Raw genomic sequence first — 25,224 nt, 5'->3', positions numbered from 1 at the left:
CTGGTTCAAGGCGTTCCTGGGCGTGATGCTGCTGGGCGCCGTCATGATCAATCTGTGGGTGCAGCGCACCGCGACCCGGAGGTGACCTCGATGACGAGCGAACAGCCCCTCGTTCAACTCCGGGGCACCGGCAAGTCCTACGGCAATGTCCGTGCCCTGCACGGGGTCGACCTCGCGGTCCGCCCCGGCCAGGTCACCTGTGTGCTGGGTGACAACGGCGCGGGCAAGTCCACCCTGATCAAAATCATCTCCGGGCTGCACCAGCACTCCGAGGGCGAGTTCCTCGTCGACGGGGAACCGGTGCACTTCACCACCCCCCGCCAGGCACTGGACCGCGGCATCGCGACCGTGTACCAGGACCTGGCGGTGGTGCCGCTGATGCCGGTGTGGCGCAACTTCTTCCTCGGCTCCGAGATGACCAAGGGTCCCTGGCCGATCCGCCGTCTCGACATCGAGAGGATGAAGCAGACCGCGGACGAAGAGCTGCGCAACATGGGCATCGTCCTGGACAACCTGGACCAGCCCATCGGCACCCTCTCCGGCGGCCAGCGCCAGTGCGTGGCCATCGCCCGCGCCGTCTACTTCGGCGCCCGCGTCCTCATCCTCGACGAACCCACCGCAGCCCTCGGCGTCAAGCAGTCCGGCGTGGTGCTGAAGTACGTGGCCGCAGCCCGCGAACGCGGTCTCGGCGTCATCTTCATCACCCACAACCCGCACCACGCCTACATGGTCGGTGACCACTTCAGCGTGCTGCGGCTGGGCACGATGGAACTCTCCGCCGAACGCAGCGAGATCACCCTCGAAGAGCTGACCAACCACATGGCCGGCGGCACCGAACTCGCCGCACTCAAGCACGAGTTGTCCCAGGTCCGCGGCCTCGACGTCGAAGAACTCCCCGAGGAGGCCGACCTCAAAGTCGGCTGACCGTACACAGCAGTTGGGGCGGTACCGGACCGGTACCGCCCCAACTGCTGTGCGGGCTCAGGCTGTTGGAAGCACCGCACGCGGCCGGACCGGGAACCCCGCCGCCCGGTAGCAGTCGTCGATGAGCCCCATCGTGGTCAGCGCGTCATCGGCGTCGAGTGCCAGCGGCTCACCGCCCCTCAAGTGGGCTGCGAAGGCCTCCAGTTGATAGGTGTACGAGGACCGGCGGCCGAGTTCCTCGGTGCGTTCACCGGCCGCCGTGCGTACGACGACCCGGTCGTCCAGATGGGGCTGGACGAAGTTCACGACCGTGGCCTCGCCGCGTGAGCCCACGACGCGGCAGCTCATCTGCCAGGTCTCGTGGGCCATGTGGCAGCGCGCGCTGCCTGTGGCGCCGCCCGGGAACTCCAGGTCGGCGTCCAGCCATTCGTCGATGCCCGGGGCGCCGGCCTTCTCGCCGCCGCGCGCGGAGACCAGCCGGGGTGCGCCGCCTGCCCAGGGCGCGAGCATGCGCTGGGCGTGCAGGCTGTAGCACCCGAGGTCCATCAGCGCGCCGCCCGCCAGCGGCAGCGACCACCGCACGTCGCTGTCCGGGGGCGCGGGCATGGCGACCATGGTCTCGACGTGCCGGAGTTCGCCCAACTCCCCACTGTCCAGCAGCTCGTGGAGGCGCAGGACGACCGGGTGGAACAGGTAGTGGAAGCCCTCCATGAACACCGTGCCCGACTTGGCGACGGCCTCGTGGACCTCGGCCGCCTCCGTCGCGTTGCTCGCGGACGGCTTCTCGGTGAGGACGTGTTTGCCCGCCCGGAGAGCGGCCAGGTTCCACGGCCCGTGCAGGCTGTTGGCCAGCGGGTTGTAGACGACCTCGACCTCGGGGTCGGCGACCAGCTCGGCGTAGGAGTCGACCACCCGCTCCACGTCGTACGTGGCGGCGAAGGTCTCGGCCCGGGACCGGTCACGGGCGGCGACCGCGACAAGGCGGTGGCCGGTCGCCCGGGCCGGTCCCACGATCGACAGTTCGGCGATCCGGGACGCGCCCAGAACACCGATCCGCAGCGGTTCGTCCGTCGTCATGCGCGTACCTCTTCGAGTCGTACCGGGCGGTGTTCATCGCGGGACAGGGTGCACGCCTCGGCGATCCTGCTCGCCTCGACGGCGTCCGCGACCGTGCAGGGTGAGGTGCGGGTGCCGGCCACCACCTCGGTGAACGCGGTGAGTTCGGCGCGGTAGGCGTCGGCGAACCGGTCCATGAAGAAGGTGTGCGGCACTCCGGCCGGGAAGCCGGCGCCCGGCTCGACGGAGCGCAGCGGCAGCTTGTCCTCCAGGCCGACCGCGATGCTGTCCTTCATGCCGTGCAGTTCCAGACGTACGTCGTGACCGCGGGCGTTGTGGCGGGAGTTGGAGACAAGGGCGATGGTGCCGTCGTCGAGGGTGAGCAGGGCGGACGCCGTGTCGACGTCGCCCGCCTCCCGGATGTACTCGGCGCCCCGGTTGCCGCCGGTCGCGTACACCTCGATCACCTCGCGGCCGGTGACCCAGCGCACGATGTCGAAGTCGTGCACGCTGCAGTCGCGGAAGATGCCGCCGGAGGCGGCCACGTAGGCGGCGGGTGGCGGGGCGGGGTCGAGGGTGGTGGACCGCACGGTGTGCAGGGCGCCGAGTTCACCGCTGACCACTGCCCGGCGCGCGGCCGTGAAGCCCGCGTCGAAACGCCGGTTGTAGCCGATGTGCACCTCGACGCCGCTGCCCTGCACCGCGCGCAGCACCTCAAGACTCTCCTCGAAGCCGCGCGCCACGGGCTTCTCGCAGAACACGGGGATGCCCGCCTTCACGGCGGCGAGGACGAGTTCGGGGTGCGCGTCGGTCGCGGCGGCGATGACGACACCGTCGACCCCGGCCGCGAGCAGCGCCTCGGGGGAGTCGGCGGCGGTCGCCCCGAAGCGCTCGGTGACCGCCGCGACCGTGGCGGCCACCGGGTCGGTGACCACCAGGGAGTCCACCGCGTCAAGACCGGCGAGGGTCTCCGTGTGGAAGGCGCCGATGCGGCCCAGCCCCATGATGCCTATGCGCATGGGAAGCGTGCTCCTTCTGCCGGGGTGCGGCTCAGTCCTGGCCGCCGAAGACGTTCTGGTCCCAGTCGATGACCGAGCCGGTGACCACGCCGCTGCGATCGGACAGCAGGAAGACCACGAACTCGGCGATCTCGTCGACCTGCCCGAGCTTGCCCATCGGCTGCGACGCGGCGGCCTGCTCCCGCCAGTCGTCGCCGGCGCCGTGGAAGGCGCGCTGGGTGGCGTCCTCGCCCTCGGTGTCGGTCCAGCCGATGTTGATCGTGTTGATCCGGATCCGGTCGAAGCGGTGGGCGTGCGCCGCGTTGCGGGTCAGGCCCGCGAGTCCGGCCTTGGCCGCCGAGTAGGGGGCCAAGTGAGGGGGCCCGCCGTGGGCGCAGTTGGAGCCGATGCTGACGATCGTCCCGGGTGCTTCGCGCGCCGTCATGTCCGCCACGGCGGCCTGCATCGCGAAGAACGGTGCCTTCAGGTTGATGGCGATGTGCTGGTCGAACAGTTCCGGTGTCGTGTCCAGGAGCGAGCCGCGTGACGTGAGCCCGGCCGCGTTGACCAGGCAGTCGATGCGCCCGTGGGCCTCGACGGTCCGTACGACGCTGTCCCGCGCCTGCGCCGGATCGGCGAGGTCCGCCCGTACGAAGAGCGCGCCCGTGTCCGCGGCGAGCTTCTCGCCCACGTCGGCCCGACGGCCGGTGAAGACGACGGTGGCGCCTTCCCCTGCGGCGGCCCGCACGACACCCGCGCCGACGCCCTGGCTGCCGCCGTTGACGAGGACGACTCTGTCCTCAAGCAGTCCCATGAGAGTGATGTGTCCTTGTCTCAGCTCTGGCGGCGCTTGGCCGCGGCCTGCAGTTCGTGGAGCAGTCGCCCGGGGTCCCAGTCCTCGGCGACGGCACGCCGCAGGGTGTCCGCCTGCGAGGGCGGGGCGAGACCCTCGACCGGCGGGTCGAGGTCGAGGTTGGTGGGGAAGGGGTAGCCCTCGGCGGTGGCGGCGATCACGCGGCGCAGCCAGTCCTCCGAGACGCCCTCGGCCTTGCGGCTCAGCAGCACCGGGAACACGGCGTTCGCCATCGCCTCGCGGTCCACCGTCTCCATGGCACGCCCGAACGCGGAGGAGACCTGAAGAAGATTGGCCATGCGCTTGATGTCGGCCGACCGGTTGTGCCCGGCGGCGTGGAAGAGCGCCGGGTTGAAGAAGACGGCGTCGCCCTTCTCCAGGGGGAGTTGGACGTGGTGCGCGTCGAAGTACTCGACGAACTGCGGGAGCCGCCAGGCGAGATAGCCGGGCTCGAACTTCTGCGAGTGCGGCAGATACAGCGTCGGGCCGGACTCGACGGGCATGTCGCAGTGGGCCACCGCGCCCTGCAGCGTCAGCACCGGGGAGAGCCGGTGGACGTGCGCGGGATAGGCCGCCGCCTGCTCCTGGGAGAGGAAGCCGAGGTGGTAGTCACGGTGGACGCTCTGTGCCGCGCCGCCCGGGTTGACCACGTTGACCTGCGAGGTGACCTGGTAGGCGGGGCCGAGCCAGGCCTCGGAGATCAGCTCCAGGATGTCGTTGGCGTAGTAGTCGGCGAACGCCTCGGGCGCCCGTACGGCCACCTTGTCCAGGGCGTTCCAGACGCGGTCGTTGGCGCCGGGCTTGGCGAAGTGGTCGCCGCGTCCCGCGCCGCTCGCGCGCTCCTCCTCGATCAGGGCGCGGAAGGCGTCGGAGGCCCGGTCCATGACGGCCTCGTCGGGGAAGGCGCCCTTGAGGACCACGATGCCGGGCCCGTCGAGCAGCGCCCGCACCAGCTCGCTCTGCACGTCCCGGCGGCCCTCGGGGGTGGCCGCGAGTCCGCGGAGCCGGGCGCTGTCGTAGAGCGGGACGTTCTGCTCGATGCGCTCGGCCGACGGGTGGTCGGCGAGGTCGGTGCGCTGCTCCACGAGGGAGCGGAACTCTTCGAGATCGCAGTCCGCCTCGGTCAGCCAAGTCCGCGTCCCTGCGGTGATGGGAGACATCCGAGTCCTTTCACTGTCCGTGTGTTTCTGACAGTCTTGATAACTCAAACCCATCATTCAATGCTTGCCGCTACATCAAAAGCGCATCATCGGTCCGGGAGATCAGGCATGCGACATCCGTACCCGATCAGGGAAATCGCCCGTCAGGCCGGGCTGAGTACGGCCACGGTCGACCGTGTCCTCAATCAGCGGGGCAACGTGACGGAGAGCACCATCAGGGAGGTGCAGGAAGCCATCAAGGACCTGGACCGCCAGCAAAGCCAGGTCCGGCTGGGCGGCCGTACCTTCATGATCGACATCGTGATGCAGTCCCCGGAGCGGTTCTCCACCGCCGTACGGGACGCGCTCGAAGCCGAGCTGTCCTCGCTGCATCCCGCTCTCGTGCGCTCGCGCTTCCACTTCCGCGAGACCTGCCCGCCCGCCGAACTGACCGCGACCCTGGACGGGATCGCGAAGCGCGGCAGCCAGGGCGTGATCCTCAAGGCCCCCGACGAGCCGGAGATCGCGGCGGCCGTCGCCCGGCTGATCATGGCCGGTGTCCCCGTGGTCACCCTGGTGACCGACCTGCCGCACAGCGCACGCCTCGCCTACGTCGGCATCGACAACCGCGCGGCCGGTGCCACCGCCGCCTACCTCCTCGGCCAGTGGCTGGGCAAACGGCCAGGCAACGTCCTGACCACCATCAGCCGGGGTTCCTTCAGGGGCGAGGAGGAACGCGAGATGGGCTTCCGCAGCGCGATGCGCCTGGCCGACCCCCGGCGGTCCCTGGTGGAGGTCACCGACAGCGACGGACTGGACGCCACCCAGCACGATCTCGTCCTGGCCGCCCTCAAGCGGGACGAGGACATCATCGCCGTCTACTCGGCGGGCGGCGGCAACCTCGCCACCCTCGACGCCTTCGACGCGCTCGGCCGGGAGTGCGCGGTGTTCATCGCCCACGACCTCGACCACGACAACACCCGGCTGCTGCGCGAGCGCCGCCTCTCCGCGGTCCTCCACCACGACCTGCGCCAGGACATGCGCCGCGCCTGCCAGATCATCATGCGCGCCCACAAGGCACTCCCCGACGACGGCCCGTCCCTGCCCTCGGCGATCCAGGTCGTCACACCGTTCAACATGCCGCCGGGAGCGCCCTCCGCGGCACCGGCCGACTGACAACGCGGGGCGCGCGCGGGGCCGCGCCGATAGGCTGGTGGTGGTCGGCACATCAGCGCGCGCTCAGCCGGAACTCCAGCGATCGCAGCACAGGAGGAACCATGGCCGGTCAGTTCGAGGCGACAGCCGAGGTCAACCGTCCGGTCGAGGAGGTCTTCGCCTTCCTCGCCGCCGGCACGAACGATCCGAAGTTCAGCCCGCGGGTCCAGGAGATCACGAAGACCCCCGAAGGCCCGACCGCCGTGGGCACCGTCTTCACCAGCACGGTCAAGGACGCCGGGATGAAGACGGGCCGGACCTTCCGGATCACCGAGTTCGAGGCACCCCACCGCATCCGCTGGGCGGAGACCTCGAAGAACGTCGTGACGGCCGACGAGGGCGGCTACGACCTCGAATCCACCGGGCCGGGCACGACCAAGGTGCGGATCTACAACGTCCTCGAAGGCCACGGCGTCGGAAAACTGCTCGTGGGCTTCGCGCTGAGCGCGGCCCGCAAGGACGCTCCCGCGTTCGGGCAGCGCATCAAGACGGCGGTGGAGGCGTCCTGATGCGCCGCTGACCGTCAACGCGCCGTAGCGGGGCGGCTGTTGTAGGCCTCCACGGTCAGCAGTGGATGCCCCGAGGCCAGTGCCCGGGCCGGCCAGGACAGGGTGACGGTCTGTGATTCGCCGGGCAGCAGCCACAGGTAGTTGTGGCTGTAGAGCGTCGGCAGCACACGGTGGCCAGTCGCGCCGTTCGTCAGCGAGAGCCGGACCATCGCGGCGATGGCGGGACCGTCGTTGCGGACGGTGGCGGTGAGCCCGGAACGGGTGACGCGCCCGAGCGTCGCCGACACCTTCGTCCGGGGCGCCCCGCTCAAACCCCGCATGGCGGCCGGCGTGCGATAACGCCAGTACGTGTTCCGCGACCGGAGCCGCCCGTCACCGTCCTCCAGCGTCAGGTGCAGGAGATGGAGATCGGGCAGGTCGTCGGTCCAAGGGGCGCTGAACGCCTTCGCGGTCGCGGCCGGTGCGACATCCACCCGGGCGCTCCTGTTCCCGCCGAGCCGACGGCCCGACAGATCGAGCAACTGCGCGGAGACCACCGCGTTCCGCAGTCCAGCACGCGTGTGGTTGACGGCGATGACCTGCCCCTCGGGGTCGGCCTGGACGTGCAGCGGTTCGCAGGCCGAACGGGCGCCGTAGTAGGTGCCGTTGACGTCGAAGTCGTAGTCGTAGGTCTGCCAGACCGTGCTGTGCCAGGCCGGGTGGGACATCCACAGCATGAGGCCGCTGGCGTTGTCCCAGAGGTTCGCGTTCCAGGCCTCGAACATGGCGCGCGTGTTCTCGTAGTTGACGAACTGCGCCTTGCGCGCGAAGTCGTCCAGGCCGGTCGCCTCCCCGAGGCGCGTCTCTACGGCGGCCTTGTACGTCTGCGGTGCCTGATTCCCGCGCTCGCTCCAGTCGTGGTAGTACCAGGCGCCCCGGATCGGCCACTCGGGCTCGTCGCCCGTCATGTTCCGCAGACTGGCGGCGGTCGAGACGACGGGCATGCCGATCTCGGTGTGGAAACCGAAGTCCTTGCTGCCGTAGGTCGCCGGGTCGAAGTACTTCTCCGGCTCGACCCAGCCGTAGGGACCGCCGCCGGTGATGATGCCGCCCGCCGAGTTGTTCTGGTAGAGGACGCCGGGGACCTGTTCCTCCACGGCCTTGCGCATCCCCTGGTCGATCGCGGCGGGCGGGTTGCCCTCGTTGGCGCCGCACCAGATCACCACGCTGGGGTGGATGCGATAGCGCAACACCGTGTCCCGGGCGAGGGAGTTGAAGGCGTCGTGGTCCGGCGGGTCCATGCCCCACGCGTTGGGAAAATCGTTCCACACCAGGATTCCGTGCTCGTCACAGGCGGCGAAGAACTCCTCCCGGTCGGACGTGCCGACCCAGTTGCGGATCATGGTGAAGTTCATGTCCCGGTGCATCCGCACGGCCGCGTCCATCCGCTCCGGCGGCATCCGGCGCAGCAGCTCGTCCCAGCCCCAGTTGCCGCCCCGGGCCAGGACCCGCACCCCGTTCACGCTGATCTTCAGCGGATCCGGGGTGTTGGACACCGACTTCACATCGGTCCAGGTGTCCGCGTCGTCCGACACCTGGATCACATACGTCTTCGGATACGCCGACTCCCACAATACGGCGACCCGGTCGAACCGCTTCGAGGCCCCCAGGTCGACCTGGATCCACTGGTGGTCCTCGTAGGCCGAGGACCAGCGGGTGCCCGGATCGCCGTCCGTGGCGTGTGCGGCCGGGTGGTCGGGATCCTCGGTGGAGGCGGTCGTCGTACGACGGAGGGCGAGATCGGTGCCGGGGGCCGTGCTGTCGATGACGTTCAGGGACCACAGGGAGTTGCCCCAACTGGTGTTGCGCAGCCCGCAGTTGATACGGACGTAGCGCGCGGTGCGGGGCGCGAAGTCCTCTGTCTGGAGGCTGGCGTTGCCGTTGTTGAAGGGCAGCGGAACCGCGCTGTTGTCCACCGACGCGGCATCGGTCCAGGTCGCGTTGTCGGAGGAGACCTGCACCACGAAGGTCTTCGCGTAGGCCTGTTCCCAGACCAGGTCGATCCCGTCGAAGGACTGCGCCGACCCCAGGTCGATCCGGATCCACTGGTCGTCCGCGTAGGCCGAGGACCAGCGGGTGCCGGGATCGCCGTCGGTCACGTTGCCCGCGCCGTGGTCGTCCCCGTCCGTGCTGGACGCGTCGGCCCGCGCGTGGAGGGCCAGGTCGGTCGCGGGCCGGGCACTGTCGCGTACGGCCAGTGTCCACAGGGAGTAGCCCCAACCGGAGGCCCGGGTAAGGCACTTGACGCGCACGTACCGGGCCTGTTGCCGGTCGAAGGTCACCGACTGGGTATACGCGTCACCGGAGTTGGCGAACGGCAGCGGCACTTCGTACTCGTAGCCGAACTGGCGGATGCCGAAGCGGGTGGTGCGGCGGTCGCTCTCCGAGCCGTCGAGCGAGGCGACGAGGGTGAGTCGATGGAGCGCGGGGTCGCCCAGACCGTTGGGCCACCACAACTCCGGGTCGTGCAGCCGTAGTTGGGCGAACGCGTCGGGAGCGAACACGACGTCGACGCTCTCGCCGGCGGGCACGGTGACCACCTTGCTGACCCGTACGTCGCCGAAGGCCGCGGAGACCGTCGTCCGGTGGTCGGTGGTGTCGGCGTTGCGGACCGGGACGACCACGGTCAGTTCGGCGACCGACAGACCGGGCAGGTCCGGCAGCAGCGTGTCGACCCGTGGATCGCCGATCACGACGTGCCCGGTCGAGCGCAGCCGGACGTGGTTCCAGATGCCGGCGGCCCGGTCGCGTACCGCCGGCATCCAGTCCCAGCCCGAAGCGGCCAGGTAGGTGGGGGAGTTGAGGTTCATCTGGTTCGCGCCCGCGTCCACCCAGGACTCACCGGCCGGACCCTTGTCGCCGGGGCTGCCGGGTACCGGCATCGGCGTGATCCTCACCGCAAGCGCGTTCGCCCCGCCCGAGGTGAGGAGTTGGGTCACGTCGAGGGCCGAGCGGGCGAAGGGATACGTGAGTCCGCCCACGTGGTGGCCGTTGAGCCAGATGTCGGCCGTGTGGTTGACCCCGTCGAACTCCAGCCAGATCCGGCGCCCGGCCCCGGTGCGCAGTCCGCGCGGCAGCTCGAAGTCCCGCTTGTACCACCACGCGTGGCGCGACAGGGCCTCGGGGACCTGGAGGTTGTTCAGTCCCGCGACGGGATCGGGCAGTTTGCCCTGGTCCACGAGTGAGCCCAGCACCGTGCCGGGGACGGTGGCGGGCAGCCAACTGCTCGTGTCGTAGGACGACTTGGACAGCTGCGCTCCGTCGGCACCGGCCCAGTCGTCCAGCGTCAGCCGCCAGCCGGACTCCACCGGGACCGTCCCGTCCTCGGCCACGGCCAGCTTCGGTGCCGGGCCGGTGCGGGTGCCCCAGTCCGTCCAGCCCGTGGCCGACGGGCGGTGGCCCTTGACGGTGCCGTAGACCTCGAAGCCGTTGAGGCCGAGGGGGTTGGGGTTGGAGCGCCGGGTCGAGGTCAGTCGTATCCAGCGGGCCGTGACCGGGTGCGGGGGCTGGATGTTCACGACTCCGCCGGTGCCTGCCGTGGTGCGGTACACGGCGGTCCAGGAGGTGCGGTCGGTCGAGGTCTCGACGACGTACTCGACCGAGTAACTGGACTGGATCTCCTTGCCTGTTGTGCCGTCGGCCGGGTTGCCCGAGGTGGGCGGCGTGAACACCGGGTCGCTCGCGTCGCCTTCGAAGGTGACGCGGATCGACGTGACCTCGCACGGGGTCTGCAGATCGATCGAGATCCACTGGGGGTCGCCCGCCCCGGCACGCCACCCGCTGCCGCGCACCCCCGGCGAGTTGAGGCGGTCCACCACGAACGCCCCCGGGGTGGGCGCGTAGGCCGTCGAGGAGACCGACACGGGCCGGTACAAGGCGAGTTCACCGGGCTGGGCGGGGGAGGAGGGGGCGGCCGACGCGGGCGCGGAGAAACCGAGACCGAACCCGGCCAGCAGACCGGAACCCGTGGTGACGAAGGCGCGGCGCGACATGTGTGGTGAACCCGACTGATCTGTCATGAGCGTGATGTCCCATCAAAAACCGGCGGCACTGACAACGTTGCCAAAGGCTGGGACGCGAGGGAAGCCGTGTCAACCCCTGAGGCGACCTTCTAATAAATTAGGAATTAATATTGACAGGGTTTCGGCCGCACGCCACAGTCGTCGCCGTGACGCCCCCGGCCCCCCTGTCGCAGTGCGGCCCGCGTCACGTCCTCCTGCTTCCCAACCCTCGGGAGAGGCAAGTGACTTCACATCCGCAGGTCCGCACACCCGCGGTGACAAGACTGACCCGCCGGGCCACCGTCATCGCCATCGCGACCGTACTGGCGGCGACCGCGGCCCCGGCCGCCACGGCACGGACCGGCGCCGACCAGGGCGCGCCCGACTACTACGACAGCGGTCTCGCACCGACGCCCTACATGGGCTGGAACACCTACTACGGGCTCGGCGCGCCCACCGAACAGCAAGTGCGCTCCGTCGCGGACAAGCTGGTCAGCAGCGGTCTGCGGGACAGCGGCTACGACATCGTGTGGCTCGACGGCGGCTGGCAGGCCGACAACCCGCGCAACGCGCAGGGCCAGTTGGTCGCCAACCCGGACCGCTTCCCCTCCGGCATCCCGGCACTCGTCTCCTACCTGCACAAACGCGGACTGCGCGCCGGCATCTACACCGACGCCGGCGCCTACGACGGCGGCAAGAGCTGCGGGCTGGGCAGCCGCGGCTACTACGACCAGGACGCCCGGCAGTTCGCCAACTGGAAGATCGACGCGGTCAAGGTCGACTTCCTGTGCGGCATCGGCGCCAAGCTCGATCCCGGCCCGGCGTTCAAGGAGTTCAGCGACGCGGTCGCCAAGTCCGGCCGCAAGATGCTGCTCAACCTGTGCAACCCGCTCACCGACGACTGGGGCCTGCCGCACACACCGGAGCAGGACGCGCACAACACCTATGTCTACGGTCCGACGACCGCCGACTCCTGGCGCACCGGGACCGACATCGCCTGGGGCACCGCGAGCCCGGGGCAATGGCCCAACATCCTGCGCAACATGGACGCCAACGCCTGGCACCCCGAGGCGCAGGGACCCGGCCACTACAACGACCCCGACTACCTCATCCCGATGCGCAGGATGACCGACGGGACGTACGAGCTGAGCCAGGAGGAGTCGACCAGCCAGTTCGTGATGTGGGCCGAGATGGGCTCGCCGCTCGTCCTCGGCTCCGACCCGCGCACCCTGTCCGACTCCATGCTGGCCACCCTGCGCAACCCGGAGATCATCGCGGTCGACCAGGATCCGCTGGCCGTCCAGGGTGTGCGCGTGGCGACCGACTCGGTCGGGGACGTGTACAGCAAGGTCCTGGACGGGCAGGGGCGGCGCGCGGTCGTGCTGCTCAACCGGTCGGACCAACCCGCCCTGCGCACCGTGCAGTTCGCGGACACCGGGCTCGGTGGACCGGTCCAGGTACGGGACCTGCGGGCTCGCGCCGACCGGGGCGCGCACACGGGGTCGTACACCGTCGAGGTCCCCGCGCACGGCACCGCGTTCTTGAAGCTGACGGGCGCCGATGCACTGCCCGGTACGAATCTGGGGCAGCGGACCACGGCGAGTCCGGCCATCGTGAATGACGCCGGCACACCGACCACCTTCCTGCGCGGCCCGCACGGCTCGCTCGTCCAGCAGGCCGATGGCAAGGCGGAGGATCTCGGCGGTCCGACGAAGGGCCGCATCCTCGGCCAGCCCGCCGCGTACGCCTCGGCCGGCGGCCGGATCGACGTCTTCGTGCGCGGCACCGACTCGCGGGTGTACCGGCGGGTGTTCACCGCCGGCCGCTGGGGGGCCTGGCAGAGTCTCGGCGGGCAGGTGGCCGACGCGCCCTCGGTCGCGTTCACCGATCCCGCGCACTGGACCCTGTTCGCCACCGGCTCGGACGGGCAGGTCGTGCAGCGCGGCCCGTCGACCGCGTGGTCCTCGCTCGGCGCACCCGGTGGCCGGGCGGTCTATGGGCGGCCGTCCGCGGTCGTGGACTCCCAGGGGCGAGTCCATGTCGCCGTGCGCAGTGCGGCCGACGACGTGTGGACGCGGTCCCGGGACACGTCGGGGGAGTGGTCGGCGTGGTCGTCGCTCGGTGGGACCGTCAGCGGCAGCCCGACGCTGGTGGCCGTGGGTGACGCCGTGGTGCTGTACGCGCGGGCCGCCGACTACACGCTCTGGCAGCAGCGGTTCGAGAACGGTGCCTGGCAGGGCTGGACCAAGCAAGTGGCCTTCCCCAGCGCCGCGTTCGACGGCGCGCTCGGTGCGGTTGCCGGGCCCGGTGGAGCGGTCGACGTCGTGTACCGAGGCGTCGACGGCTACGTACACCGGACTCAGTTCAAATAAATTAGTAATTATTCTTGACGTGGTGGGGACGCCACGCGAACCTGGATCCGCCCGCGAGGGATCCACAGGGAGCCATTCATGACCAACATCCATCAGCCTGACAGACGCCGGTTCCTCGCCGGGCTCGGCGCCGCCGGAGCGGCGACGCTGCTCAGCGGCTGTGTCACCTCCACCTCCACCGGCAAGAGTTCCTCGAAGGGTGCGGTGACCCTCCAGTCCAACCTCTCCGCCCCGCAGGCCAAGGCCGCGATGGAGGACCTCGTCGCCGCCTACGCCAAGAAGGGATCCGGGAAGGCGAGCCTCAACACGATCGCCGCGGAGACCTACCGCACCCAGCTGCCGACGTACCTCACCTCGGCCAACCCGCCCGACGTGTACACCTGGTACCCCGGCTCGGTGGCGGACGCGTACGCCAAGAAGAACCTGCTGCTCGACCTCGGCGACGCGTGGACCACCTCGCCCGACCTCAAGCGCTACTCCAAGGCGCTCAACACGCTCTGCACGTCGACGAGTTCGGGCAAGAAGATCTTCGTGCCCAGCACCTACTACTGGTGGGGCATGTTCTACCGGAAGTCCAACTTCGCGAAGTGGGGTGTCAGCGAGCCCAAGAGCTGGGACGACTTCCTAGACCTGTGCGACAAGCTCAAGAAGAAGGGCGTCAACCCGATCGGTCTCGGCGCCGGCGGCGGCACGGCCTGGGTGGCCTCGGCGTGGTTCGACTACCTCGACATCCGGATCAACGGCGCCGAGTACCACCGCCAACTCCTCGCCGGTAAGCACAAGTTCACCGACCCCGAGGTGCGCAAGGTCTTCGACCGCTGGCAGGAGGTGCTGCCGTACTTCGACCCGAACGGCGCCGCCGTCGCCTTCCAGGACGCCACCACCTCCCTGCTCAACGGCCGCAGCGGCATGATGCTCATCGGCACCTTCTTCGCCGACGCCGCCCCCAAGGACGCCCTCGACGACATCGACTTCTTCCGCTTCCCGGTCATCGACTCGAAGATCCCGCTCGCCGAAGAGGCCCCGGTCGACGGCTACTTCGCCAGCGCCCGCACCGGCCGCCACGACGAGGTCATCGACCTGATGAAGTACCTCGCCACCGCCGAGGCCCAGGAGATCTACATCAAGGGCTCCTCCGGCACCGTCCTGCCCTGCCACCCCGACGCGAAGGACTCGGGCACGGCGCTGGTCAAGAAGGGCCGCGCGCATGTCGCGGAGGCGGCGGAGATCACCCAGTTCTTCAACCGGGACTCCAGCGACGCCCTCCAGCCCACCGCCGACAACGCGTTGATCAAGTTCCTGGCCAAGCCCAAGTCGATCGGGAGCATCCTCACCGACTGGCAGCGCGATGCCGAGAAGATCTGGAACGCCTGACATGTCCGTCCTGACCGCGCCCGACCGGACGTCCCCGACCCGAACGCCCGCCCAGGGCAAGCGGGTTCGGGGCCCCCGGCGCACACCCCCGCTGGTCCTCGCCTTCGTCCTGGTACCGCTTCTCGTCGAGGCCGTGTGGGTGTTCTGGCCCGCCGTGCAGGGCTTCTACCTCGCCTTCACCCGCTGGGACGGCGTCTCCCCGCCCCAGTTCATCGGCCTGGGCAACTTCCGGGAGATGGCCCACGACGACGTCTTCCGCAGTGCGACCGGCCACACCGTCCTGTGGCTCGTCCTCTTCGGCGGCCTGTCCGCCCTGCTCGGCCTCGCCGCCGCGCTCCTGCTCCAACAGGAGCGCCGCGGCGTCGGCTTCTACCGCGCGGCCATGTTCCTGCCGGTCGTCTTCTCCCTGGTCGCCACGGCTCTCGTCTGGCAGGCCATCTACCAGCCCGACGGCGTCCTCAACCAGCTCCTCCAGTCCGTCGGCCTCGGCAGCCTCCGCCACGCCTGGCTCGCCGACCAGGACACCGCCCTCTACGCCGTGATCGTGCCCGCGCTCTGGCGCCAGATCGGCTACGTCATGGTTCTCTACCTGGCCGGCCTCAAGGGCATCGACCCCGCCCTGTACGAGGCCGCCAAGGTGGACGGCGCGAGCGCCTGGCAACGCCTCCGGCACGTCACCCTGCCCCAACTCCGCAGCGTCAACGCGGTGGTTCTGTCCGTCATCGTCATCGACTCGCTGCGCTCCTTCGACGTCGTGTGGTCCCTGACCCGCGGCGGCCCCTACCACTCCTCCGAGCTGCTGAGCACCTACATGTACTCAACCGCCTTCCAGTCCCTGCGACTCGGCTACGGCTCCGCACTCGCCGCCGTCATCTTCGTGCTGGCCTTCGGCGTCATCTGCTCCTACCTCGTCCGCGCGTTCCGGGAGGCCGACTGATGTCCGCCAACTCCACGGCCCTGCGCCGCAAACGGGCGGCGACCGCCGGATTCCACCTGGGCGCGGGCGCGTTGGCGATCCTGTGGCTGCTGCCCATCGCCCTGGTCCTGGTGACCAGCCTGCGCTCCTTCGACGACATCGCCGCGCACGGCCTGGGCAGCTGGCCGCACTCCTTCACCCTCGGCAACTTCCGCCAGGCCTGGGTCGACGGCGGCCAGCAGCGCGCCCTCATCAACAGCCTGATCGTCACGATTCCCAGCGTCCTGATCACGCTGGCCCTCGCCTCGATGGCCGCGTTCGCGCTCAGCCGTTACGAACTCCCTTTCCGCCGCTCCCTGTTGCTCCTCATGCTCGGCGGCAACCTCCTCCCGCCGCAGATCCTCCTCATCCCGGTGTCCAAGCTGAGCGAGGTGATGGGCGTCTTCGACACCCTGCCCGCCCTCATCGGTGTGCAGATCGGCTTCGGCGTCGGCTTCTACGTCTTCGTCCTGCACGGGTTCATGCGGTCGATCCCGGCGGAGATCCAGCAGGCGGCGGTCGTCGACGGCGCCGGTCCCTGGCAGATCTTCTGGCGGATCATCCTCCCGCTGACCCGCCCCGCCCTCGCCGCGCTCAGCGCCCTGTCCTTCACCTGGATCTTCAACGACCTGTTGTGGGCGATCACCGTCCTGCGCAGCGACACCAAGATGCCAATTACCGCCGCCCTCATCGGACTTCAGGGCCAGTTCGTGTCGATGTGGAACGTCATCGCGGCGGGTTCCGTCATCGCCGCCGCGCCCACCGTCGCCGTGTTCCTGCGCTTCCAGCGGCACTTCGTGGCCGGCCTCAACCTCGGGGCGGTCAAGTGACGTACCAGCGCTGGACCCTGCGCACGGAGAACACCAGCTACACCGTGCGCCTGTCCCCGGACGGCCCCTGGGTCGAACTCGACGCCTGGGGACCGCTCGGCGTCGAGGACGGCCCGTCCGCCCTCGACTGGTCGCGGCGCACCCACTTCATCACCCCCGCGGACGCGGCCCCCGCCGAGTATCTGCCGTACGGGACCAGGCCGTTCACCGGCTCGGAACTGGTGGTGTCGGGTCCCGGCGGGGACCGGGGTTCGTGGTGGGAGTTCGACGGTGTGGAGGCGGAGGAGACCGCGCTGCGCTTCACCTTCCACGACGAACAGCTGGGCCTGCGCACCGTCCTCCACTACGAGACCGTCCCCGGCGCGGACGTCATCCTCCGCTGGGCCGAGTTCACGGCCACGGCCGAACTCCGCCTGGAGCGGCTCGACTCGGCCGCCGTGAACATCCCGATCACCGGAGTTGCCCGTCTGACGTACCTCACGGGCCAGTGGTCGCAGGAGTTCCAGCGCACGCAACTCGACCTGCCCAGAGGCACGTTCACCATCGGCAGCCTTCAAGGCGTCCCGGGACACGCGTACGCGCCCTGGCTCGCCGTGCAGGACGGCGAGGCACCGGCCGCGTACGGCATCGCCCTCGCCTGGCCCGGCAACTGGCACATGACCGCGGAGGCCGAACCCGGCGGTTCCGTACGGGTGCGGGCGGGCCGCGTGCCCCACGAGGGCGCGGTGCTGCTCGCCCCCGGCGAAACCCTCGCCACCCCCCAACTCGCCTGCGCCTTCAGCCCGGACGGCCTCGACGGACTCTCCCGCGTCTGGCACCGCTACGAGCGACACCTCTCCGGCGAACGCCTCCAGCGCCCCCGCAAGGTGCTCTACAACTCCTGGGAGGCCACCGGCTTCGACGTCGACGCGGCCGGGCAACTGGAGCTGGCGAAGACGGCCGCCGACATCGGGGCCGAACTGTTCGTCGTCGACGACGGCTGGTTCACCGGACGCGCAGACGACACCGGGGGGCTGGGGGACTGGTGGCCGGACCCGGCCGCCTTCCCGCACGGCTTCGACCAATTCATCGCGGACGTAAGGGCGTTGGGCCTGGACTTCGGCCTGTGGATCGAGCCCGAGTCCGTGAGCCCCGGCAGCCGTCTGCACGCCGAACACCCCGAGTGGGTCTACCGGATCGAGGGCCGCCCCGGCCGGCTCGTCCGCAACCAGCTCCTCCTGGACCTGGGCCGTACCGACGTCCAGGACTTCGTGATCGGCACGCTCGACCGACTGCTCGGCGCCTACGACATCGGCTACCTCAAGTGGGACATGAACCGGCCGCCCACCGAACGCGGACGCCCCGGCGCCGGCCCCGTCGACCTCGACGCCGAGCATGTCGCCGGATACCTGCGCGTCCTCGACCACCTCCGGTCCGCCCACCCCGACGTCACCGTCGAGGGCTGCGCGGGCGGCGGCGGCCGGATCGAGCACACGACGATCGCGCGCACCGACGTGGTGTGGCCCAGCGACAACACCGCCCCGCTGGACCGGCTGAGGATCCAGCACGGCTTCCTGCACGCGCATGCCCCGCACGTCATGAGCTCCTGGGTCACCGACGCGCCCGGCGTCTTCGACCCGCGCCCGCGCAGCCTCGCCTTCCGCTTCGTCAACGCCATGTGCGGAGTCCTGGGCATCGGCGCGGACCTGCGCGACTGGACGCCGGAGCAGCGGGCCGAGGCCGCCGGGTGGATCGCCCGGTACAAGGAGGTGCGGGACGTGATCCACCACGGCGAGGCACGGCTCCTCGGCACACCGGACGAGCCGAGCTGCGGTGTGCAGTACGACGCCGGGGACCGGACCGTCGTCGCCGCGCTCAGCACCGGGCGGCTCGACGGGGCCCCGCTCGTACCGGGGCGTGCGCAACGGCTCCGGCTGCGGGGACTGGAACCCGGGGCGCGGTACCGGGACACGGCGACCGGGACGTCGTACGGCGGAGCCCATCTGCTGCACCACGGGCTGCCGTTCGCGTGGAGTGCGGATCACGACGCCGACCTGGTCGTGCTGCTACGCGAGTGAGCCCCGTTATGTTTCCAGCAAGCCCTGACGCGCGAAGGAGTCGAACCCCACGATGGACCAGCCCGTACGACGGCACGGCGACCGCTTCACCGGGCGCACGGCCGTGATCACCGGAGCGGCCTCAGGAATCGGCGCCGCCACGGCCGTACGCCTCGCCGAGGAGGGAGCGGCCGTCGTGCTCGTCGACATCGCCGAGGAGCGGGGCGAGGCGGTGGCGGAACACATCGGCAAGGACGGCGGGCGGGCCCGGTTCGTGGCCGCCGATGTCGCGGCCGAGGACGACTGGGCGCGGATCGTCGGGGCTGCGCACGCCTTCGGGCCCGTCGACGTCCTCGTCAGCAACGCCTTCACCGTCGACGTCAGACCCGCCCACGAGATGAGCCTCGCCTCCTGGCAGCGACAGCTCGACGTCAACCTGACCGGCAGCTTCCTCGGTTTCCGGGCGGTCCTGCCCGATCTGGAGGAGCGGCGGGGCGCGGTGGTGCTGACCTCGTCCGTGCACGCGTACAGAGGTCTTCCCGGGCATCCTGCCTACGCCTCCGCCAAAGGCGCCCTGCTCTCCCTGTGCGGCCAACTCGCCGTCGAATACGGTCCGGTTGTGCGTGTCAACGCCGTCGTGCCGGGACCGATACTCACAGCCGCCTGGGACAGAGTGCCACCCGAGGAACGGGAACGCAGCATCGCCGAGACGGCCGCCCGCCGCTTCGGCACACCCGAGGAGGTGGCCGCGGCCATCGCGTTCCTCAGCGCGGACGAAGCCTCCTACATCACCGGTACGAGTCTCGTGGTGGACGGCGGCTGGAGCGTCGTCAAGGCCTCCGCATGACCACGCTCCCCAACCAGCAGAAAGGCTGTACGACATGACGCCCTATGCCCGACGCGGCGTCCACGGCCAGACCGTGGAAGTCCTCGCCCGCCGCATCCTGGGCGGCGAGATCGCCGAAGGGGCCACGCTGGATCTGGTCGCGCTGCAGAGCGAGCTGGACGTCAGTCTGACCGCGCTGCGCGAGTCGCTGAAGGTGCTCGCGGCCAAGGGGATGGTCGACGCCCGCCAGCGTCGCGGTACCTTCGTGCGCCCCCGCGCCGAGTGGAACCTGCTCGACGCGGACGTGCTGCGCTGGCAGTTCGAGGGTGCCTCCACCTCCGAGTCCGACCGGGCGCTGCTGCACAACCTCGCCGAGGTGCGCGCCATCATCGAGCCCGCCGCCGTCCGCCTCGCCGCCCAGCGCCGCACCGACGCGGACCTGGCCGCCCTGGACGGCGCCCTCGACGCGATGGGGGAGGAGGGTTCCGACGCGGCCCACGCCGTCGAGGCCGACCTCGCCTTCCACCGCGCGCTGCTCGCCGCCACCCACAACGAACTCCTCGAACGCATGGAGATGGTCATCGAGTCGGGCCTGGCGCACCGCGACCGCATCGTGCACAGCGCCCCGCACAGCGAGGACCCGGTCCCGGCCCACCGCGCCGTCCTGGACGCCGTACGCGACCGCGACCCGCAGGCCGCCGAGGCCGCGATGCGCGCCCTGCTCGACCAGGCCGGCCGCGACCTGGACCGGCTCGGCGACCCCGACGAGGACTCCGACGCGGACCTCGAAGAAACGGAAGGCACCCGTTCCCAGTGAAGATCACCCGTGTGGAAACCTTCCTGGTCCCGCCCCGCTGGCTGTTCTGCCGGGTGGAGACCGACGAGGGCGTGGTCGGCTGGGGCGAACCGGTCGTCGAAGGGCGCGCCGAGGTGGTGCGTGCCGCGGTCGACGTGCTGGCCGAACACCTCGTCGGCCAGGACCCGTTGCGCATCCAGGACCACTGGCAGGTGATGTCCAAGGGCGGCTTCTACCGGGGCGGCCCCATCCTCTCCAGCGCCGTCGCCGGCCTCGACCAGGCGCTGTGGGACATCGCCGGGAAGACCTACGGCGCTCCCGTGCACGCCCTGCTCGGCGGCCCGGTCCGCGACCGCGTCCGCGTCTACGCCTGGGTCGGCGGCGACGAACCCGCCCAGCTGAGCGAGCAGATAGCCGCCCAGGTGGAGGCGGGCTTCACCGCCGTGAAGATGAACGCCGCCGGAGCCACCTCACCGATCCCCACGCCCGCCGAGACCGCCGCGATCGTCGCTCGTGTCGCCGCCGCCCGCGAGGCGCTCGGCCCGGACCGCGATGTCGCCGTCGACTGCCACGGCCGCTTCACCGCCCCCGCCGCCCGCCGCGTCCTGGCCGAACTCGCCCCGCTGCACCCGCTGTTCGTGGAGGAACCCGTCCTGCCCGAGCACGGCCATCTGCTGGCCGGACTGGTCGAGTCGAGCCCGGTACCCCTCGCCACCGGTGAACGCCTCTACGGACGCGCCGAGTTCCTGACCCCGCTCGCCGCGGGCATCGCCGTCGTCCAGCCCGACCTGTCCCACGCCGGCGGCATCTCGGAGGTGCACCGCATCGCCTCCCTCGCGGAGGCCTACGGCGCCCAGCTCGCCCCGCACTGCCCGCTCGGCCCGATCGCGCTGGCGGCAAGTCTCCAAGTCGCTTTCGCCACCCCCAACTTCCTCATCCAGGAACAGAGTCGGGGCATCCACTACAACAAGGACGCCGACCTGCTGTCCTACCTGGTCGACCCCGCGCCGTTCCGGTTCGTCGACGGCCACGCCCTGCGCGGCGACGTCCCCGGCCTCGGCATCACCGTCGACGAGGCCGCCGTACGCGCCGCCGACCGCACCGGTCACGCCTGGCGCAACCCCGTGTGGCGGCACCCCGACGGCTCCTTCGCGGAGTGGTGACCGTGCCGTTGGACATCGTTATCGACCGTGCCCACGGCGGGCGTTGGACCTCGCTGCGGGCGGGGGACCGCGAATGGCTGTGGCGGCGTGACGCACCCGAGCGGGACAAGGTCTTCCCCGGTGACGCCTTCGTGGACGCGGGCGGACTGGAGGAATGCGTCCCCACGGTCCGCGGTGATCCCGACCACGGCGACGCCTGGTCACGGCCCTGGACACGGGAGGGGGAGGCGGATGTCGTTCGCTGCGACCGCTTCACGCTGGCACGCACGGTGCGTGCCACCACCGACGGTGCCGAGGCCGACTACCTCCTGACGGCCGACGCCGGCTTCCGCTTCGTATGGGCCGCGCACGCCCTGCTGGACCTCTCCGACCAGGCGGGGCTGCACCTCCGCGAGGGAGCACGCACCCGGCTCTTCCCCGAGGCGGCACCGCAGTTGGACGGAGCGTGGCCCGAGGGCGACCCGTGGGTGGAGGGCGACTGGCCCGCGCCGCGCGGAGTACGCCTCGACCGGTTCGGGCCGGACGACGGCACCGCCGTAGGAGCCGTCGTGGACGCTTCGCACTGCTGCGTCCACGACCGGGACGACCGTCTCGCACTCGCCCTCGAAGCCGACGGGCAGCCCCTGTCCATCGCCCTGTGGCGCAACCTGGGCGGCTTTCCCGCCCAGGACCCCTATCGCAGCACGGGCGTCGAACCGATGCTCGGCCGCGTCTTCGACCTCACGGAGGCGGGCCCCGGTGACGCCGCCCGGGTGCCCGCCTCGGGTGAGGCGCGGTGGCGGCTGACGCTGACCACGCACTGCCGCTGTGCCTGAACCGACCTGAACGGGAAGGGAATTCGACCCATGGATCTTCGAGCGGCCCTGGCCACCCATCGCCTCCTCGCGATCGTCCGCGGCACCGATCCGGAAGCCGCCGTGCGCACCGTACTGACGCTGGCCGAGGAAGGCGTCGAACTGATCGAGGTGTCCCTGACCGGTGCGGACGCCCTGTCCGTCATCGAGCGGGCCCGCAAGGAACTCGGCCCCGACCGGCCCCTCGGCGCCGGCACGGTCCTGACCGCCGACGACGCCCGCGCCGCCCGGCGGGCCGGCGCGAACTTCGCCGTCACCCCCGCACTCGGGGACGGCATCCGCGAGGCACACCGACTCGGCCTGCCGGTACTGGCGGGAGTGATGACCCCCACCGAGATCCTGGCCGCACGCCCTCTCGGTGCCGCAGCCCTCAAGATCTTCCCGGCCGCCGAGGCGGGCGGCCCCGCCTATCTGAAGGCCTTGCGCGGCCCGTTCCCGCACGAGCTGTTCGTGCCGGTGGGCGGCGTGGACGAGGCGGCCGCCCGCGCGTATCTGGACGCCGGAGCGACCGCGGTCGGAGTCGGGTCGCCGCTGGTGGGGGACGCCGCCGACGGCGGCAGCCAGAGCGCGCTGCGCACCCGGGCGCGGGCCCTGCTGACCGTCGTACGGAAAGCCTCGTTCGCGGGGGAGGCGTCATGAAGAACGGGTTGCGGTCGGCCGAAGGCGCGGTGGTCTGCATCGGAGAGACCATGGCGGCTCTGGCCCCGGCCCCGTCCGCGTCACTGGAGAGCGCGGACGACCTGCGGGTGTCGGTGGCCGGGGCGGAGTCCAACGTGGCCATGTACCTGGCCGATCTGGGGATCCCCGTCTCCTGGCTCTCGGCGGTCGGCGACGACGCCTTGGGACGGCGGGTGCGCGCCGAGGTCGGCGCGGCGGGCGTCGATGTGAGCGGCGTGCGCCGCGACCCGGAGCGGCCCACGGGCCTGCTCCTGAAGGAGCCGACCGGCAGCCGCACCCGCGTCCACTACTACCGCGGCAACTCGGCGGCCTCCGCGATGGGCCCCGACGTACTCGACGACGACCGTCTTCGGTCGGCCTCCGTCCTTCATCTCACGGGCGTGACCGCGGCCCTGTCCCCGTCCTGCCGGAGCCTGGTGGCCACCGCGCTCGCCGTCCCGCCGGACGAACGGCCGTACGCCATCAGCTTCGACGTCAACCACCGCCCCGCGCTGTGGCCGCCCGGTACGGCCGCCACCGTGCTGCGCGACCTGGCCGACCGGGCCGACATCACCTTCGTCGGACTCGACGAGGCACAGGACCTCTGGGACGCGGACCTCGAACCGGCGGGCGTACGGCACCTGTTGCCGCACCCGCGACTCCTCGTCGTCAAGGACGGCGGCCGGTCGGCCGTCGCCTTCGGCGCGGAGGGCACCTGGACCGTTCCCGCGCTGGGCACGGACGTGGTGGAGCCGGTCGGCGCGGGCGACGCCTTCGCGGCCGGGGTGCTGACCGGTCTGCTGCGCGGCGAGAACATGGTGCGCGCGCTGCGCCTGGGACACATCACGGCCGCGTCGGCACTGAAGGTGACGTCCGATCACGGACCCTTGCCGGACAGCGCCCGGATCGAACGGCTCCTCGCCCTCCCGGCCGACGAATGGGCCACAGGGACAGGGCAGTTGGCCGTCCCGGTCACGGATGGGGCACCGCGGTGACCGGGCTCGAACCGGGCGCGTCGGGGCTGGCGTCCATGTCACCGGAGGTGGGCGACACCGACGGAGGACGAGCGGGCCCGACCGGCGTCCTGTGGTCCAGGTGCGTCGCCGCGAACAGGACACCCACCACCGCGGCGGCCACGACCAGCAGCGCGAGAGCGGTACGGCGGACGGGCCGGAGGGCCGTGAGACGGAACCGGGCCCGCGCGGTCGGCGGGACGGCGGGGCGCAGCGCGGACAGGTCGACGGAGTCGGCCCGGGCGCGCAGGGCGTCGCGCAGCCGCTGTTCGACGGAGTCCGGCGGGACACCGGAACCGAGGTCCTGTTCGATCATCGGGGAGCCTCCAACTCTCTGCGCAGGGCGACCAGTGCCCGGCTCGCCGTTGACTTGACCGCACCGCGGGACAGCCCCAGCGTGTCGGCGATCTGCGCCTCGCTGAGATGGGACCAGTACCGCAGGACCAGCACTTCGCGCTGCCGCCGGGTCAGCCGGTGCAGGGCCGCGACCACTTCCCCGTGCTCCTCGCGCAGCAGTACGGGTTCCTCGGCCGACGCCGCGTGTTCCGCACGTTCGGGGACATGAGCACGTACGGTACGGCGGCGGCGCAGCACCGAGCGCGAGGTGTTGACCACACTCGTCCGCAGATACGCGTCGGGGTTGTCCAGACCGGCCAGCCGCGCGCCGTAGCGGCGGTAGAGCGCGGCGAAGACGTCCTGGACGACGTCCTCCGCCGTGGGGAGGTCGTCCACCAGCAGCAGGGCGAGCCGGACCAGGTCCAGGCGGCGGTGCGCGTAGAGCTCGTCGATGCCGGGTTCGCCGAAGTCGGCCGGAACGGCCGGCGGGGCCGACACCGTCGAGGGCCGGGGGCCCGGGGCCGCGCCGCGCACCAGCCGCCGTACCGCCCGGCGCAGTGCGTCGGCCCAGGTGGGAGCCGGGGCACACAGGGGCCGGTACGCGCCCGTGGGGCCGCCGTGGGCCGGAGCGGTCAGGGTGGTCGCTGCCTTCATGGATCTCCCGGACATCATGGATTTCGTACTCACCGCCCGGAGCGGCCGGACGGGCGGCGGAGCCGCCGGGCAGGGACCCGGCGGCTCCACCTCGGCACGGGCCACCGAACGGCCCGCGGCCGATCAGCGGCGCTCGGCCGCGTGGTCCTGCTCCGTCACCGCTTGACGGGAGCGGGCTTGGCTTCCCGGGCGGCGTGGCCCGGAGTGGCGTCGTTCCCGCCGGGCACGGCGTCGACCGGGTCACCGCCGTCCGGGATCCCCGCGCAGTCGTCGCCGGGCACCGCGTCGACCGGGTCGCCGCTGTTGAGGGTGTAGAACACCTGCTTGCCCTTGAACGGGCCGTCGTTCCCGCCCGGCACCGCGTCGACCGGCTCCGGCTTGGGGCACACACCGGGGTACGTCACCTGGCTGGGCGCCGGCTTGGGGGCGGGTGCGGAGTTGTCGGCGTGGGCGGTGACCGAGCTGCCGATGGCGAGCGCGGCGGCGGCGCCGGTGACGCCCAGGGCGATCCGTGCCCGGCCCGCGCGGAGGCTGCGGCGGGCAGTGTGACCTGCAGACATGTGATTCCTCGAATCGTCGATGGTGAACGGTCTGTCGGGCCGCCGCCACAGGTGGTTTCCCGTG

23 protein-coding genes and 1 pseudogene are annotated in these 25,224 nt (G+C 71.0%); 16 read left to right on the top strand and 8 right to left on the bottom strand.

Translation table 11 applies throughout. The features are described 5' to 3' along the window. Both ACIBJH_RS39380 and ACIBJH_RS39375 read left to right on the top strand, forming a co-directional pair. Positions 1-85 (top strand): annotated as a pseudogene (locus tag ACIBJH_RS39380) (sugar ABC transporter permease); the annotation flags it as partial. Between the two features lie 5 nt (positions 86-90). After that, the gene (locus tag ACIBJH_RS39375) at positions 91-924 is read left to right on the top strand and encodes an ATP-binding cassette domain-containing protein (protein WP_399121744.1); all 834 of its coding nucleotides are present in this window, start codon (positions 91-93) and stop codon (positions 922-924) included. A 57-nt stretch (positions 925-981) separates the two neighbouring features. Here the strand turns inward: ACIBJH_RS39375 and ACIBJH_RS39370 are convergent, their stop codons facing one another. From ACIBJH_RS39370 to ACIBJH_RS39355, 4 genes are read right to left on the bottom strand one after another with little or no spacing between them, the layout of a single operon-like run. Continuing rightward, a complete protein-coding gene (locus ACIBJH_RS39370; RefSeq protein ID WP_399121738.1) occupies positions 982-2,001 on the bottom strand; it encodes a Gfo/Idh/MocA family protein in 1,020 nt (339 codons plus the stop codon). After that, complete coding sequence (locus ACIBJH_RS39365) at positions 1,998-2,999, bottom strand: Gfo/Idh/MocA family oxidoreductase (protein WP_399121737.1); 1,002 nt, start codon at positions 2,997-2,999, stop codon at positions 1,998-2,000. Before ACIBJH_RS39365 ends, ACIBJH_RS39370 begins: the two co-directional genes overlap by 4 nt. A 31-nt stretch (positions 3,000-3,030) precedes the next feature. Further along, positions 3,031-3,792, bottom strand: coding sequence for an SDR family oxidoreductase (locus tag ACIBJH_RS39360; protein WP_399121736.1), 762 nt, complete (start codon positions 3,790-3,792; stop codon positions 3,031-3,033). 20 nt (positions 3,793-3,812) lie between these two features. Next, a complete protein-coding gene (locus ACIBJH_RS39355; RefSeq protein WP_399121735.1) occupies positions 3,813-4,991 on the bottom strand; it encodes a phytanoyl-CoA dioxygenase family protein in 1,179 nt (392 codons plus the stop codon). Positions 4,992-5,099: 108 nt separating this feature from the next. Here ACIBJH_RS39355 and ACIBJH_RS39350 point away from each other — a divergent pair, with 108 nt between their 5' ends. Next, positions 5,100-6,146 (top strand): LacI family DNA-binding transcriptional regulator, encoded by a 1,047-nt coding sequence (locus ACIBJH_RS39350; RefSeq protein WP_399121734.1) that lies wholly within the window; start codon positions 5,100-5,102, stop codon positions 6,144-6,146. A 101-nt stretch (positions 6,147-6,247) separates the two neighbouring features. Next, the gene (locus ACIBJH_RS39345) at positions 6,248-6,694 is read left to right on the top strand and encodes an SRPBCC family protein (RefSeq protein ID WP_399121733.1); all 447 of its coding nucleotides are present in this window, start codon (positions 6,248-6,250) and stop codon (positions 6,692-6,694) included. 14 nt (positions 6,695-6,708) lie between these two features. Here ACIBJH_RS39345 and ACIBJH_RS39340 read toward each other — a convergent pair whose 3' ends face one another. After that, positions 6,709-10,725 (bottom strand): discoidin domain-containing protein, encoded by a 4,017-nt coding sequence (locus ACIBJH_RS39340; protein WP_399121732.1) that lies wholly within the window; start codon positions 10,723-10,725, stop codon positions 6,709-6,711. Positions 10,726-10,976: 251 nt separating this feature from the next. Here ACIBJH_RS39340 and ACIBJH_RS39335 point away from each other — a divergent pair, with 251 nt between their 5' ends. From ACIBJH_RS39335 to ACIBJH_RS39285, 11 genes are all read left to right on the top strand, one after another. After that, positions 10,977-13,106, top strand: a complete 2,130-nt coding sequence (locus tag ACIBJH_RS39335; RefSeq protein WP_399121731.1) for a glycoside hydrolase family 27 protein — start codon at positions 10,977-10,979, stop codon at positions 13,104-13,106. A 78-nt stretch (positions 13,107-13,184) separates the two neighbouring features. Further along, positions 13,185-14,480, top strand: a complete 1,296-nt coding sequence (locus tag ACIBJH_RS39330; RefSeq protein ID WP_399121730.1) for an ABC transporter substrate-binding protein — start codon at positions 13,185-13,187, stop codon at positions 14,478-14,480. A gap of 1 nt (position 14,481) precedes the next feature. Further along, the gene (locus ACIBJH_RS39325) at positions 14,482-15,417 is read left to right on the top strand and encodes a carbohydrate ABC transporter permease (RefSeq protein WP_399121729.1); all 936 of its coding nucleotides are present in this window, start codon (positions 14,482-14,484) and stop codon (positions 15,415-15,417) included. Beyond that, positions 15,417-16,265, top strand: a complete 849-nt coding sequence (locus ACIBJH_RS39320) for a carbohydrate ABC transporter permease (protein WP_399121728.1) — start codon at positions 15,417-15,419, stop codon at positions 16,263-16,265. Before ACIBJH_RS39325 ends, ACIBJH_RS39320 begins: the two co-directional genes overlap by 1 nt. After that, positions 16,262-18,322 (top strand): alpha-galactosidase, encoded by a 2,061-nt coding sequence (locus ACIBJH_RS39315; RefSeq protein ID WP_399121727.1) that lies wholly within the window; start codon positions 16,262-16,264, stop codon positions 18,320-18,322. Before ACIBJH_RS39320 ends, ACIBJH_RS39315 begins: the two co-directional genes overlap by 4 nt. A gap of 52 nt (positions 18,323-18,374) precedes the next feature. Continuing rightward, positions 18,375-19,148 carry an SDR family NAD(P)-dependent oxidoreductase gene (locus tag ACIBJH_RS39310; RefSeq protein WP_399121726.1) on the top strand — a complete coding sequence of 258 codons (774 nt, stop codon included), beginning with the start codon at positions 18,375-18,377 and terminating at the stop codon, positions 19,146-19,148. 34 nt (positions 19,149-19,182) lie between these two features. Then, entirely contained in the window at positions 19,183-19,944 is a 762-nt protein-coding gene (locus ACIBJH_RS39305) for a FadR/GntR family transcriptional regulator (RefSeq protein ID WP_399121725.1), read from the top strand. Next, entirely contained in the window at positions 19,941-21,086 is a 1,146-nt protein-coding gene (gene dgoD, locus ACIBJH_RS39300; protein WP_399121724.1) for a galactonate dehydratase, read from the top strand. The genes ACIBJH_RS39305 and dgoD overlap by 4 nt, the downstream gene beginning before the upstream one ends. Further along, positions 21,083-21,901 carry a hypothetical protein gene (locus tag ACIBJH_RS39295; protein ID WP_399121723.1) on the top strand — a complete coding sequence of 273 codons (819 nt, stop codon included), beginning with the start codon at positions 21,083-21,085 and terminating at the stop codon, positions 21,899-21,901. Before dgoD ends, ACIBJH_RS39295 begins: the two co-directional genes overlap by 4 nt. A gap of 30 nt (positions 21,902-21,931) precedes the next feature. After that, on the top strand, positions 21,932-22,579 hold the full coding sequence (locus ACIBJH_RS39290) for a bifunctional 4-hydroxy-2-oxoglutarate aldolase/2-dehydro-3-deoxy-phosphogluconate aldolase (RefSeq protein WP_399121722.1): 648 nt from the start codon (positions 21,932-21,934) through the stop codon (positions 22,577-22,579). Beyond that, the gene (locus ACIBJH_RS39285; RefSeq protein WP_399121721.1) at positions 22,576-23,592 is read left to right on the top strand and encodes a sugar kinase; all 1,017 of its coding nucleotides are present in this window, start codon (positions 22,576-22,578) and stop codon (positions 23,590-23,592) included. Before ACIBJH_RS39290 ends, ACIBJH_RS39285 begins: the two co-directional genes overlap by 4 nt. Here ACIBJH_RS39285 and ACIBJH_RS39280 read toward each other — a convergent pair. After that, entirely contained in the window at positions 23,570-23,926 is a 357-nt protein-coding gene (locus ACIBJH_RS39280; protein ID WP_399121720.1) for a hypothetical protein, read from the bottom strand. The genes ACIBJH_RS39285 and ACIBJH_RS39280 overlap by 23 nt on opposite strands. Next, positions 23,923-24,600, bottom strand: coding sequence for an RNA polymerase sigma factor (locus tag ACIBJH_RS39275; RefSeq protein ID WP_399121719.1), 678 nt, complete (start codon positions 24,598-24,600; stop codon positions 23,923-23,925). Before ACIBJH_RS39275 ends, ACIBJH_RS39280 begins: the two co-directional genes overlap by 4 nt. Here ACIBJH_RS39275 and ACIBJH_RS39270 point away from each other — a divergent pair. After that, positions 24,599-24,766 (top strand): hypothetical protein, encoded by a 168-nt coding sequence (locus ACIBJH_RS39270; protein WP_399121718.1) that lies wholly within the window; start codon positions 24,599-24,601, stop codon positions 24,764-24,766. The two genes, ACIBJH_RS39275 and ACIBJH_RS39270, sit on opposite strands and share 2 nt — an antisense overlap. Here ACIBJH_RS39270 and ACIBJH_RS39265 read toward each other — a convergent pair. Continuing rightward, on the bottom strand, positions 24,756-25,160 hold the full coding sequence (locus ACIBJH_RS39265) for a hypothetical protein (protein WP_399121717.1): 405 nt from the start codon (positions 25,158-25,160) through the stop codon (positions 24,756-24,758). The genes ACIBJH_RS39270 and ACIBJH_RS39265 overlap by 11 nt on opposite strands. Positions 25,161-25,224 lie beyond the last annotated feature (64 nt).

This window comes from Streptomyces sp. NPDC050548, assembly GCF_044457385.1.
Classification (GTDB): domain Bacteria; phylum Actinomycetota; class Actinomycetes; order Streptomycetales; family Streptomycetaceae; genus Streptomyces.
Note: the sequence above shows the minus strand (reverse complement) of the source record. Positions and strands in the feature narration are given on the sequence as shown.

Excerpts from the sequence above, each read along its gene's own strand:
- ACIBJH_RS39280 (WP_399121720.1), bottom strand. The coding sequence starts at position 23,926 with ATGATCGAACAGGACCTCGGTTCCGGTGTCCCGCCGGACTCCGTCGAA.
- ACIBJH_RS39330 (WP_399121730.1), top strand. The coding sequence starts at position 13,185 with ATGACCAACATCCATCAGCCTGACAGACGCCGGTTCCTCGCCGGGCTC.
- ACIBJH_RS39355 (WP_399121735.1), bottom strand. The coding sequence starts at position 4,991 with ATGTCTCCCATCACCGCAGGGACGCGGACTTGGCTGACCGAGGCGGAC.
- ACIBJH_RS39320 (WP_399121728.1), top strand. The coding sequence starts at position 15,417 with ATGTCCGCCAACTCCACGGCCCTGCGCCGCAAACGGGCGGCGACCGCC.
- ACIBJH_RS39350 (WP_399121734.1), top strand. The coding sequence starts at position 5,100 with ATGCGACATCCGTACCCGATCAGGGAAATCGCCCGTCAGGCCGGGCTG.
- ACIBJH_RS39285 (WP_399121721.1), top strand. The coding sequence starts at position 22,576 with ATGAAGAACGGGTTGCGGTCGGCCGAAGGCGCGGTGGTCTGCATCGGA.
- ACIBJH_RS39310 (WP_399121726.1), top strand. The coding sequence starts at position 18,375 with ATGGACCAGCCCGTACGACGGCACGGCGACCGCTTCACCGGGCGCACG.
- ACIBJH_RS39325 (WP_399121729.1), top strand. The coding sequence starts at position 14,482 with ATGTCCGTCCTGACCGCGCCCGACCGGACGTCCCCGACCCGAACGCCC.
- ACIBJH_RS39370 (WP_399121738.1), bottom strand. The coding sequence starts at position 2,001 with ATGACGACGGACGAACCGCTGCGGATCGGTGTTCTGGGCGCGTCCCGG.
- ACIBJH_RS39340 (WP_399121732.1), bottom strand. The coding sequence starts at position 10,725 with ATGTCGCGCCGCGCCTTCGTCACCACGGGTTCCGGTCTGCTGGCCGGG.
- ACIBJH_RS39305 (WP_399121725.1), top strand. The coding sequence starts at position 19,183 with ATGACGCCCTATGCCCGACGCGGCGTCCACGGCCAGACCGTGGAAGTC.
- ACIBJH_RS39375 (WP_399121744.1), top strand. The coding sequence starts at position 91 with ATGACGAGCGAACAGCCCCTCGTTCAACTCCGGGGCACCGGCAAGTCC.
- ACIBJH_RS39365 (WP_399121737.1), bottom strand. The coding sequence starts at position 2,999 with ATGCGCATAGGCATCATGGGGCTGGGCCGCATCGGCGCCTTCCACACG.
- ACIBJH_RS39275 (WP_399121719.1), bottom strand. The coding sequence starts at position 24,600 with ATGAAGGCAGCGACCACCCTGACCGCTCCGGCCCACGGCGGCCCCACG.
- ACIBJH_RS39345 (WP_399121733.1), top strand. The coding sequence starts at position 6,248 with ATGGCCGGTCAGTTCGAGGCGACAGCCGAGGTCAACCGTCCGGTCGAG.
- ACIBJH_RS39265 (WP_399121717.1), bottom strand. The coding sequence starts at position 25,160 with ATGTCTGCAGGTCACACTGCCCGCCGCAGCCTCCGCGCGGGCCGGGCA.
- ACIBJH_RS39290 (WP_399121722.1), top strand. The coding sequence starts at position 21,932 with ATGGATCTTCGAGCGGCCCTGGCCACCCATCGCCTCCTCGCGATCGTC.
- ACIBJH_RS39360 (WP_399121736.1), bottom strand. The coding sequence starts at position 3,792 with ATGGGACTGCTTGAGGACAGAGTCGTCCTCGTCAACGGCGGCAGCCAG.
- ACIBJH_RS39270 (WP_399121718.1), top strand. The coding sequence starts at position 24,599 with ATGGATCTCCCGGACATCATGGATTTCGTACTCACCGCCCGGAGCGGC.